Raw genomic sequence first — 12,078 nt, forward strand, 5'->3', positions numbered from 1 at the left:
AAATAAATTATAAAGGGTGTAGAACGGCTTACTTTAACAGTTCTTGACCCTTTTCGACTACGAACCTTACCGGAGTCGGTAACTTGTGGCCCGCGCGTCTTAATGCTTCCTTTGCCTTCTCAAAGTTCTGCGGGGTGGTCCATATGGTGAAGATACCCTGACCCTCGTATACTCTCGCAGCGGTTCCGATCGCCTTGCCGAATGCCCTTCTCATACCATCGGATACACGGTCTGCTCCTGCGCCGGTGGCCTGCTTGTTCTCTCTCAGGACCTGGTGCGGGTAGACCCTTACCTTGAACCTGTAGTACTGTTTTCCAATATCGCTCATGAGGTACCTGTTTGCAGATATACGTGCTGCTTCAAGTGCATCGTGCCTTATCTGGCAGGTTTCATTCACTACAAGAGTTATTGCAACGGGTAATTCTTCGGTGAGGTTTCCCATGTCGAACTGGGTGACCTTAACGCCTGGCACACCGCCCATGTATTTTCTCCTGGTATATGCCGGGCCTGAAAAGCTCTTGTACATTCTTCCTGGTTTTCTCGCCATGATCAAGTCTCCATTGTAAATATATGAGATTTAATTCTCTATCAGATATAGTGGACTTTAAGATGTCTTTAGGTATAATAAATCTTATGGCGCAAAAATAAAAATTTACATTTTTATGATGTCGCTCATTGTGGATAACATATATTTGATCTTATCGATGGTCTGTTTGTCCTGCTCCAGCTTTTCGTTGATGGAGCTTTCGAAATCCGACTGAGCGCTTTTGATGGACGCCACAAGCTGGGAAAGCTCTGTCCGGGCGATGCCGCCCGTCTCGTCGAGCCTTTTTTCCGCTTCCTCTATCTTTTTGGTAAGCTCCATGTTGCGCGCCTTAAAGGCATCTTCCTGCTCTTTGGTCGCTTTGATGAACTCTCTGTTTCGGTCCTCAAGCGTTTTCATGCTGGTTTCGACACGGCCCATGAGCTCTTTATAGCTGGAGTCGAAAGACCTTTCCCAGTCTATGATGCGGAGCATAAGTTCCGCATTTTTCTTTTCCGCTCTCTCTTCGGACTCCATAAGGCGGGCTATCCTTTCGTCAAGGGCTTTCACGGCGCTATTGGCTGCCTCCGTATGGGCTTTCAAATAAAGGCCCGTGCGAAGGAGCTTAATCTCATCCTCAGCCAGGTCCAGGTTACCCTGGTCTCCTCTCTTTTCATAGACGTTGGCTGCGGCGTGCTCGCGCTCGAGCCTGGATATGAGTTGTTTTTCCTTCCCTATGTAGCTTTCAATGTCCACGATAGGGGCCTCCTTATGTCCTTATGAGCTCGTTCATGGTCTTCATTATCTGCTTGATCTTCTCGGTGTTTTCCTTGTCCGCTTCAAGCTTCTTGTTGATAGAATCCTCGACCTCCTGCCTTGTCTTCATCAACTGTGCGAGGACCTCGTCCTTCGTTGATATCATTGAAGACACGGTAGTGTTCTTCGTCGAGTTAGCCGTATCTATGATCTCCAGTTTTGCAGAACTGATCGCCTTGAGGGAATCGTCCTTTGCGCGCGTTACGGATGCTATGACCTCGTCCCTTGTCTTGAACATCGTGTCAAGCGCCGTCTCCTTCGTATTGTTCGACGCCGCGATCACGACATCTCTGGTGTCAAGGAGTTTCCTGATGGTCTCTTCTCTTGTGCTCCTTATAGAGTCAAGCAGCTCGTCGCGCGTCTTGACCATCGACTTTTCTGCCACTACCCTTGCGTTATCCGTAGACGACAGCACTATCGACTCGGTCTGCCTGAGCGCCGTTAAAAGCTCGTCCTTGACCTTGACCATGTTATCAACGGCATCTTTCTTCTGACCCTCGACAGCACTGGAAAGGGTTTCCCTTTCCTGCCTTATGGATTCGGTGACTTCTGCCTTGACCTTTTCCATGGTCTCGACCGCATCCTCGTGTACGCGGTTCACGATATGGTCAACTTCCTCTCTTGCCTTGTTCGTGGCGGTATTAAGCTCTGAAGAGATCTCAAGCAGCTCGTTTCTGGTGTTGCTGACAGATCCGAGCACATCGTCGCGCGCGCTGAACATTGACTCGCGGGCTTTTTCGACCGTCGTGTCGATCTCATTGAGGGTCCTGCTTCTTCTGGACTCTATCTCCGCCAGTGAATTATCCGCAAGCGTCGTTATGCCTGATATAGCGGAATCTTTGATGCTTGACATGACGACAGTGATGTCCTTCTTCGTGCCCTCGACCTCTGCTATGGACTCATCCTTCAGTAATCTTACCTCTGCGACTGCCGCTTCCTTCAGCGAGCGGACCTCTGACATCGCAGAGTCCCTTATGTCTCTTATCTGAGACGTCGCTTCTCTGTTCGCTGCCTCCGCTTCGGATATTGAGGATTCCTTCAGTGAGCTTATCTCCGATATCGTGGAGTCTCTTATTTCCTTTATCCTTGTTGTGGCTTCGTTGTTCGCTGCCTCAGCTGCGGATATTGCCGAGTCTCTTATTTCCTTTATCCTGGTTGTGGCTTCGTTGTTCGCTGCCTCCGCTTCGGATATTGAGGATTCCTTCAGTGAGCTTATCTCCGATATCGTGGAGTCTCTTATTTCCTTTATCCTGGAAGTGGCTTCGTCGTTCGCAGTCCTGACTTCCGTTATGGATGAGGATTTTAACGAATTGATCTCCGATATCGCGGAGCCCTTTATCTCATTGATACTGGATGTTACTTCTCTGTTCGCTGCCTCCGCTTCGGATATTGAGGATTCCTTCAGTGAGCTTATCTCCGATATCGTGGAGCCCTTTATTTCCTTTATCCTGGTTGTGGCTTCGTCGTTCGCAGTCCTGACTTCCGTTATGGATGAGGATTTTAACGAATTGATCTCCGCTACTGTCGAATCCATTATTGCGGCGATCTGTGCGGTGGAACTCTTGTTAATATTATCGATTTCAGCGACCGCAGCAGCCTTGAGGTCATTGATAGCCTTAAGTGACTCTTCCTTTTGTGCCAGGATTCCCTTGCTGGCGTCTGCTGTCTCCGTCTGGACCGTCTTGAGCACTTCATCCCTGGTGCTCCTGAGCGAGCTTTCAACGATGTCGCGAGTGCTCTTCGATACATCTATCACGTCGTCGCGAGTTTCTCTGAGCTCGGACACGGCCTCTTTCCTGGTCCTGTCAATAACGCCCACTGCGTCCTCTTCGACGTTCCTGATAGTGTGCGTCGCTTCGGACTGTATCTCATTTATATATTCCTGGACCGAGCGCTTCATGGACTCGATGCCGCTGACAGCCTCGGTGACCGTTTCCGACACCGATCTTACCGTTTCCGATTTAACGTCGGAGACCGAATCGAGGACCTCTGACTGTGTCTGCTTCAAGACGCTGATAGTGTTGTTTTGCATGTCTTGCAGCATCTTGATCGTTTCGCGCGCATCATGGTTCTGTTCAAGGACCCTTGCCTCGACGTCGCTTATCTTCATGACAAGGTCGCTCTCGGCCTCACGCACGCGGGTTATCATCTCGACCTCGATCTTGTTCTCGAGGTTCCTCTCCATGGCGTTCAGGTTATCCTCAAGGGCCCTGAAGCGGTACTCAATATTGTTGATGTTTATGAACTCTTTACGGACCGCCGACAATCTCTCGTCGAGGTCTGCGAAAGTGCGGTTGACCTGGTCGATCTGTGCTTTCAGGTACTGTCCCGACTTTATGAGCTTTGCCTCCTGAGGCGTCACATGCTCGGCATCGCTCTTGAACTGGTCAATAAGCTTCTTTATGCTGTCAAGCTCATCCTTGTAGTCCGCGACAAAGTTCCTGATGGTCTTTATGTCTGAGGTGTATACCTGAAGCTCGTCTTTGACGCGCTGGATCTCATCGCGCGATTTCGAGAGCTCCTTGACGACCTTCATCTCTTCGGCATACTTATCCATCATTCCCTTGACGGACTTGATCTCGTTGCGGTAATCGCTGATGGTCCTGGATAATGCGGACATCTCATCAGCATTGTTATCAAAATTATCCTTTATGGATTTGATCTGATCCTCGAGCGAAGAGTATTTCTCTATCGTTCCCTTGACGGACCCGATCTCTTCACGGTAGCCGTTCAAAACATTATTGATAGCCGCTCTCTCTTCAGCTTCTTTCGCCAGGCTCATTTTAACCATGTTGAGATCTTCGAGCGACGCGTATTTTTCGAGGGTACCTTTTAAGCTATTGATCTCTTCGCCATAGCCTCCGAATATATTGGATAGACCTGATATTGCCTCAGAATTACCTGCAAGCTCTACCTTTAATGTCTTGAGGTCATCTTCCAGCGGCGAGAATTTTTCCAGGGTGCCCTTTATACCGTTTATCTCTTCTTTGTAGTTATCAAGACTGCCGGATATGCTGCTGATCTCCTCCGATCTTGATGCGAATTGGTCCTTAAGTGAACTTATCTCGCCTTCAATGGCTGAGTAATCCTTAAGTGACCTGATCTTATCCGCATATTCCTCGACGAGCCCCTTTACCGGTATGATCTCGTTCCTGTAGCCTGCCACCTCGGATATGAGCGAATCCATTCCAGAGGCGCTTTCCTTCTTACGCTCTTCTAGTTCAGCATTTGTATTCGCTATCGAGTCGGCGAGTTCCTTTATCGAGCCCTGTATCGACTTGTAGTCTACGACAGCTTCCGATAATTGTGACTTCATCGACTTTACTTCAGAATAGTATGACTCTATCTTATCCTGTAGTGCAGTGATCGCTTCCTTGTCACCCGTCAGCCCTCTTAAAGTGGATACTTCTGCGGAAAGCGACGATAATTTTTGCTGCAGCGAGTTTACATCTTCCTTATTGCCTGCAATGTCCTTCAGTGACGAAACTTCTGCAGTCAGGCCGTCGAGTTTTTCAGTGAGCCTGCTGATGTCGCTCTCGTACTCAGGCCTCTCCTTGAACTCCTTGATATCCTGCGCCTGTCTCTCTACAAGCTCCTTTATAGTATCGAGCTTTTCCGAATATGCGTTGATGTCCGACGATACTGATTCTTTTAGGCTCTTTAGCTCATGGCCGTTCTGCTCTATCCTCTGGTTATAAGAGTCCATGGCTTCCTTTAAGGACTTGAGTTCCTCCTCGTATCCGCTTATCGAAGCGCGTAAAAGTTCGGAATCCGAGCTTCCTTTAATGGATTTTATATCCTTATCTATGCTCTCGACGGTCTCGCGAAGAGAGTTGATCTTACTGTCGACTATTGAGACCTCATTCTTGGCCTCGTCTACGTCCGACTTGTAATTACCTATGAACTCGGTTATTGACTTGATAGAATTAGAATATCCATCAATGGTATTTTTGAGTAAGTAAAGGTCCCTGTCATACTTATCGCAGCTCTCTTTCACTGTGTTGAACTCAGATTTTACAGTGGTTATCAGCTGGGCGTTAGAGCTGATCTTGTTGTCAATGGACTTTACCCTGTCCTCAAAAGTGTTGTTGACGGAACTTATTTTATCGTCTATGCCCGATGTGTTGCTCTTTAAGCCTTTGACCTCGATGGCCAGCTTCTGCAGGATCTGTTTTTCCTGGGCCACATAGTTCTCAAAGTCGATGGACCTGACCTTTGACAGCTCTTCTTCCAGCCTGGCAATTACCGACTTTTGCTCCTCTATGAGCGATCTCTGCTGCGAAAGCTCTGACATGTATTTATCGAGATCTACCGAACTTGCCGCCTCCTGTGCCGGAGATTCCAGTTTCTCTATCTTTTTCGTCAGCTCGATTATTCTCTGGCCAAGCTCATCCTTCTGCTTCTGGAAATCGTCGTTCTGCCGCTTAAGGTCCTCGCGGTATTTTTCGATCTCCTTACGCTGCATCGCGGAATCGGAAGCCTGTTTATCTAACTGGGCCTTGATCTCCTTTAACATCACGGAGTCGCCCATGGGCTGTAACTGGGGTTTTACTGGCGCCTCACGCTTGTCTTCCAGTATCTTTGCCCTTTCCTTGTCAGCTTTGATAAGCTTTGCAGGGCTTTCCTTTAGCTCAAACTTCTCGGGCGGCTTTTCCGCAGGTGGGATTCTCTGGGTTGGGATTGGTGATGATTGTAAAATATTGGGCTTTAATATGGGTTTTTGAATGGGCGGTACCGCCGGCTTTAATTGCTTCTCAGGTACTTTGACCGGTGCTTTCTCTACCTTCTCTAATTTTTCGGCCGTTTCGACGACCTCTACCTTTTCTACCTTCTCTACAGGCGGCTTTTCCTGGGCAGCTTTTTCCATCTGCTCAACGGGTTTGGCCGTAGAAGGTATCTTCCCGGTAAGTATGTTGATCTTTTCTGTCTTCTCTACGGGCTTATCTGAAGTTACTTCCGGCACGGCCGGTTTCTGTGGCTTCAGTATCTTTTCTGCAGGCTTCTCCTGGGGTTTCTCAGGGACTTTCTCTTGAAGCTCTGGCTTTACAGGGGCTTCGACCTTTGCCGGTGTGTCGCTCTTCTGAAGTATGTACGCGAGCGTTTCCAGCTCTTTTTTCATCCTTTCTTCGTCTTCCTGTATTTTTGCCGTTTTTGGCTCTTCCTTCTTCTTTCTATCAAATAAACCCATTCCATTTCCCAACCTTTATTTTCTTAGTTTTGGTTAATAGTTATATATTAGTTATCGTTTTATATACAAAAATTCATTGATATATACTTTGTTATAATTACACTCGCTTCACTTTGCCTTATTTTTTATGGTGTCATTACTTTTAGTATCTATCGTAAATAAAAATAGTTGTTTTATTAAACAAGTTCTTTGTAAATGATACATGACTCTATGAACTTTTTAGCGAATGACGTGTATGACGCAGCATGAAGATGTGTGTAGGAAGCAAGGGTATTATTCTTAATAAGGCCGTCCATGCCATCCTTTATGCCGATCCCCCTGTCCATGCGGTATGCGAACTTCGCATCAAACGGCAGATCAGTTATGACCGAATGATGGAATTCATGGCCCTTGAACATGGTGCCTTCTTTCCCTATCGGGGTGTCTTTCTCAAAACGGCCCATAACATAGCTGATAGTGCGAATATGCTTCATGGAAGCTTTTCCGTCCACTGCCCCGACCATGTCGTAGCATTTACCGTCCTCGCACTCAAGCCCTCCGGTGAGGTACATCAGCCCTCCGCATTCGCCATATATGGGCATGCCTCTCTTTGACGCTTCGAGGATGGACTTTCTCATGGGCTCGTTATCCGAAAGTTCCTTCGCGAATATCTCCGGATAGCCTCCGCCGATTATCAGCCCGTCGACCTCCGGTATCTTATCGTCGTGCAGCGGGCTGAAATTAACGACCTCCGCTCCTTTGAGCCTTAAGAGGTCGATGTTATCCTTATAATAAAAGTTAAATGACTCGTCAAGCGCTACGCCCACCTTGATACCTGCATCCTTCTCCCTGGTGAAGATATCGCTTTTCGGCGACTTAAGCCTTGGCGATTCTTTGGCGATCTCGAGTATGCGGTCTATGTTCACATGATCTTTGATCACGGATTTTATCTTTGAGAGCTTCGCATCAAAGTCTTCCACCCTTGACGCACCTTCCCTGGCAGGTATCAGCCCGAGATGCCTCATGGTAAGGTTCATTGACTTGTTCCGCGGGATGGACCCAAGCACTTCGATCCCGGTATATTTCTCGATCGCGAGCTTAGCCTTTTCAGCATGCCTGTCGCTGCCGATCTTGTTAAGTATGACGCCGCGTATGTTCACGTTCTTATCGAACTCGCAGTATCCCTTCACGATGGCAGCAGTGCTCCTGGTGATGCTCTGCGCATCGACGATCATGATGACCGGGGACTTTAATATCTTGGCTATCTGTGCCGTAGACCCGACGTCCGACAGGCTTTCGAGGCCTTCGTATAATCCTCTTACGCCTTCTATGACCGCGATGTCCGAGTCCTTCGACGAGTGTTCAAAAGCCTCGATTATCGCCTTATCGGTCATTAAAAAACCGTCAAGGTTCCCGCCGATCCTGTTAGTGACAAGCGAATGATAGCTCGGGTCTATGTAATCCAGCCCCACTTTAAAAGGCTGCACTCCGTATCCCTTCTCGCAGAGTAGCGACATGATGCCTACGGAGATCGTAGTCTTTCCGGCTGAACTTCTGTCACCGGCCAGGATTATCCTTGGTGTATTGATCATATTCTGGTCAGTTTCCTTAGGTCTTCGTCATCTAATGAATCTGGAACCTTTTTATCTTTTTCCGTTAAAATCCGCCCGGCAAGCCCTCTATATATATTCGCCATCTCTGACCCCGGGCTGCCCTCGATGACGCTCCGGCCCTCTCTTTCGCAGTCCTGCACCAGCTTGCGTCTCGGGATATACGCCAGCATCGGCACTCCCAGCTTTCCGGCAAAACTTTCGACTATCTCCTTTTCGCCGGACGCTTCGCGCTCGTTGCAGATTATCCCGGATAGCGGGGTATTGAGGGTCTTAAGGCCTCTGCATATGTTATTGGCCGCATACAGCGGCATATACTCTCCGGAAGTTATTATGTATGCCTCTCTCACCATGCCTTTGGTGATAGGCACGGCAAAGCCTCCGCATACGATATCACCGGGAACGTCGAATATCACGACGTCCGCTTCTTTCAGCGACGAGGATATCTTCTGCAGTGTCTGGACAGCCACTATGATGCCGCGCCCCGCGCATCCCACTCCCGGCTCGGGACCGCCTACCTCGGCGCATTTGACTCCCATGAAGCCTTCGAAGATGACGTCCTCCTCTTTTATCTCTCCCTTTTTACGCATCGTATCCATTATTGTGGGTATCCTTTTTCCGTTCAGGAGAGTTATGGAAGAGTCACTCTTAGGGTCGCATCCTATGAGCATGACCTTTTTACCAGTTTCGCCCATTGCGGCGGCGACATTAGATGCTGTCGACGATTTGCCTATCCCGCCTTTGCCATATATCGCCAATTGTTTCTGGCTCATCTTTTATCCTCCAGCATGCTCCTTAAAGTCGCGCCGAACTCCGACTCGACCATACCCGTCACTCCAAGCGTCTTGGGATGAAGGTCTATCTCGACCGTCACATGCTGGTGGCCGATATTCCTGATGGGTTCTACCTGCCTCGGGCCGTTCGTGATCGAAAATATCTCCATTCCTTTAATGGCATCGTACGGGATCGCGTGGGGCACGCCCGAAAGTACGACATAGTCGTGATCGCCATATTTCTCCTTTATGATATCGGCCGCTCTCTCCCCTGTGATAGAATACTCGTCCAGCCCTCCGGTGATCGCGTCTATGCCGACACCCTTATCAGCCATCTGGGACGTTATGGTGCTTGCATATCGCCTGATCCTGGGAAGGCCTATGTTCGGGTCAAGGTTCGCAATGGTCACGGGCTCAGGGGCTCCGAGAGCTTTTGCCGCCTGGCTGACTGCGAGGTTAACGTCCGCGAACATATATGCCGTCTCTTTTTTCGCGTTAAGCACCGAGATACCTTTCTTGCCCTGCCCCATCAATTCAAGCAGCCTGCCGCACACTTTATATTTCAGGTCTCCGCGGGACGGCTCGATATAATCCTTGCTTGCAGCGCCGAATTTTTTCTCCAGCTCGGTCGCGAGCCTTAACATCTCTTTTTGCCTTTCCAGCTCTCTCTCATCAATGAGGCCGACGGCATGAGCGGCTTCGAGAGTGACGGAGGCGCCGTATGTATTGTCCCCGAACCCCGCGTGGATCTCAACTTCTATGACCGGTATGCCCGGATTTACTTCCTCGACCGCCCTGTGGAAGTTCTCGCCGATGATCATGCTCGCGCACGTCCCGACAATCCCGACGGTCTTAGGGTTAAACCTGTCCATTACCTTTTCCAGCACCTCTACTAGAATGTCATGGCCTCCGAACACATAGTCGGAATCACACATGGCGGTAGTGACCACCCTCATGCCGTCCTCCTCAAGCAGGCGGGAATGTTTAAAACAGCAGCCTGATGGCCCGTGAAGTATAGCCACGTCCGTATCGAGGTCTCTGAGTGTGTATAGCGCGGCTACTATAGAGCTGGGCCTCGGCTGTATGATGCGCTCGTTAATAGAAATTGCCATTTTCTTACCTCCATGTTTTTACGCAGGATATGATCAGATCGCCGGGCGCCGTAATATCCAGCGCTATCGCCAATCCTGAGGACAGGTCATCGGAGACCATGTGCTTGCCTCCGTTCAGGGCGCGTAACCTATCGCCCACGAGTACGATCCCGTCGACGCCGGCGTTCTCAATAACATTCATAGCTTTTTCGGGGTCAAGCCCGTCACAGACATTATACGCTTCTTCCCCGATTATCAGTACTTTTTTGGCATTATACCTTTTCGTACTCTCAAGGGCTTTTAGTATGCCGTCGAACGAGAGACCGGAGTTTGAATTATCAAGCAGTATGCGGCCCTGAAGGTCGCTGTTCTTCATTCTGCCTTCGATACCGTGGAACTTTGCGAGCATTGACTTGATATTTTCATGGCCGGCCCCTAGCTTCAATGCTGCCGCCGCCGCACATAATAATGGTTCACTGTAAGCATCCCTGTCGAAACCGTCGTTGAATGCGGGGAAGAACTCGCCGGAGACGGGCCCCTCTCCGGACATAATATTATACCTGATGCGGCCATTTTCGGTAAATGAAACATCGCCGCCCGGGCCAAATGTGATGGCATTCGGGACCGGTATCTTGATAGCGCTGTTAATGATCAGGTCGCTTCCGGGTTTCCTGTTACTGATCATCTGCATCTTTGCTTCGCCCGACCTCTTCGAGCCTCCGGCGATCGGATAATCCCTGTCAAGCGTAGTGATGGCCCCGATATCCGCGGTCCCGCATCCCCCCAGGGATACCTCGAACACGCATATCGTGGGCTTTAGCCCGGCATCCTTTGCCGTATCAAGCGCCTCTATCATATTCGCTGGCGTAATGCTTAGCTTTTGCCGTATCAGGATGCCGTCGTAATACAGGCCTCTGCTTGTATGGAGCAGTACTTTTTCTCCCGCATCCTTTAGGATACCGGCAAGCATAGTACACGTAGTTGTCTTGCCATAAGTGCCGGTCACCTCAACGGACCTGATACCATTAAGCCTTCCAGTGGAGTTGATTATCATTCCCGCCATCATATGGTGGGTAAAAACAGGCTTTTTTTCATCGATAGCTTTTTTTAAGATGCTAACGGGCGGCATGTGTACAGGAGAGGCAAGGGCGTCAAAATCGCCAACCTCTTCGGGATCAAAGACCGGGACCATTGAACCGGCACTTTTCTTCGTACCGTAGACGTCCACGGCGAAAGCATCAAACCCGAGGGATATCAGGCTTTCCGCCAGCAGTATCCCGCCGTGATTGATATCGAGCACTCCTATCCTCGATATGCCGTCAAGGTACATATTATCTCATGCCTTCAGTTTGGATTGTATATTGTATATGCTTCCTGTATACGCTTTGTCGAAAGCTCTGCTATGAGGTCGTCGGCTCCCAGCGGGTCAGCATATACTATGTCATACCCGTCGTAATTGATCCTCTTCTGCCCCTCGGTAAGGCCGATAAGTCCGGGAACGTCTTCCTTGGTATGGACTCCTTTTGCCAGGAACAGCGGGAAAACTACGATCTTCTTGACGCCTGTGTCCTTGAAAGAATCTATGCCGTCCTTTATCGATGGCTTGTTGATGTTCATGAAACCTACTCTTGTCACTGCATTGGGGATCTTTTTAGATAACCTTCCAGCGATGTCTTCTATGAGCTCTTTGTTATACGGCATAGAACTGCCGTGCCCAACGACTAAAAGACCAAATTTTTCATCGTCCATTGTTAATTACTCCCATTTTTTCTTTTTTTCAGTTTCACAGGCAAATAATGTCTTACCTGATGCTAATATGGTAAGTAAGCGCTATGGTATAAAAATCTTGAGGTTCGTAATAACAAATATGTTATATATACAATTTTTTTATACTATACCACTAATTTTTCATAATATAAAAAGTCGATAGAGTGTATAGACGACGAGGTATTAGAACAAAAAAACAGTCCTTGGTGCTCTGTCCCGTAAATTCGATGGTCTAAGGGTTTACTGTCAGACAGGGTTTTAAAATATTATTTGAGTAGTGCATTGGTGTAATGCATTCTCGTCTCAAAGAGCTCAATGATTTTTTTTAAAT

General features: G+C 48.7%; 8 protein-coding genes. All 8 read right to left on the bottom strand.

The window, feature by feature from the left end; translation table 11 throughout:
• Nucleotides 1-28 precede the first annotated feature (28 nt).
• The 8 genes from CUJ83_RS13385 to cfbA all read right to left on the bottom strand — a co-directional run bounded on the left by CUJ83_RS13385 (nucleotide 29) and on the right by cfbA (nucleotide 11,729).
• Nucleotides 29-547, bottom strand: a complete 519-nt coding sequence (locus CUJ83_RS13385; RefSeq protein WP_230742832.1) for a 50S ribosomal protein L16 — start codon at nucleotides 545-547, stop codon at nucleotides 29-31.
• A gap of 105 nt (nucleotides 548-652) precedes the next feature.
• On the bottom strand, nucleotides 653-1,279 hold the full coding sequence (locus CUJ83_RS13390; RefSeq protein WP_230742833.1) for a hypothetical protein: 627 nt from the start codon (nucleotides 1,277-1,279) through the stop codon (nucleotides 653-655).
• 13 nt (nucleotides 1,280-1,292) lie between these two features.
• Nucleotides 1,293-6,527: a hypothetical protein gene (locus CUJ83_RS13395; protein WP_230742834.1), complete on the bottom strand. Its 5,235-nt coding sequence runs from the start codon at nucleotides 6,525-6,527 to the stop codon at nucleotides 1,293-1,295.
• 176 nt (nucleotides 6,528-6,703) lie between these two features.
• On the bottom strand, nucleotides 6,704-8,098 hold the full coding sequence (gene cfbB / locus CUJ83_RS13400) for a Ni-sirohydrochlorin a,c-diamide synthase (protein WP_230742835.1): 1,395 nt from the start codon (nucleotides 8,096-8,098) through the stop codon (nucleotides 6,704-6,706).
• On the bottom strand, nucleotides 8,095-8,889 hold the full coding sequence (gene cfbC / locus CUJ83_RS13405; protein ID WP_230742836.1) for a Ni-sirohydrochlorin a,c-diamide reductive cyclase ATP-dependent reductase subunit: 795 nt from the start codon (nucleotides 8,887-8,889) through the stop codon (nucleotides 8,095-8,097). Before cfbC ends, cfbB begins: the two co-directional genes overlap by 4 nt.
• Nucleotides 8,886-10,001 (bottom strand): Ni-sirohydrochlorin a,c-diamide reductive cyclase catalytic subunit, encoded by a 1,116-nt coding sequence (gene cfbD, locus CUJ83_RS13410; RefSeq protein WP_230742837.1) that lies wholly within the window; start codon nucleotides 9,999-10,001, stop codon nucleotides 8,886-8,888. Before cfbD ends, cfbC begins: the two co-directional genes overlap by 4 nt.
• A gap of 4 nt (nucleotides 10,002-10,005) precedes the next feature.
• A complete protein-coding gene (cfbE, locus tag CUJ83_RS13415) occupies nucleotides 10,006-11,310 on the bottom strand; it encodes a coenzyme F430 synthase (RefSeq protein ID WP_230742838.1) in 1,305 nt (434 codons plus the stop codon).
• 14 nt (nucleotides 11,311-11,324) lie between these two features.
• Entirely contained in the window at nucleotides 11,325-11,729 is a 405-nt protein-coding gene (cfbA, locus tag CUJ83_RS13420) for a sirohydrochlorin nickelochelatase (RefSeq protein WP_230742839.1), read from the bottom strand.
• Nucleotides 11,730-12,078: the final 349 nt, after the last annotated feature.

This window comes from Methanooceanicella nereidis, from assembly GCF_021023085.1.
In the GTDB taxonomy this organism is placed as follows: Archaea; Halobacteriota; Methanocellia; order Methanocellales; family Methanocellaceae; genus Methanooceanicella; species Methanooceanicella nereidis.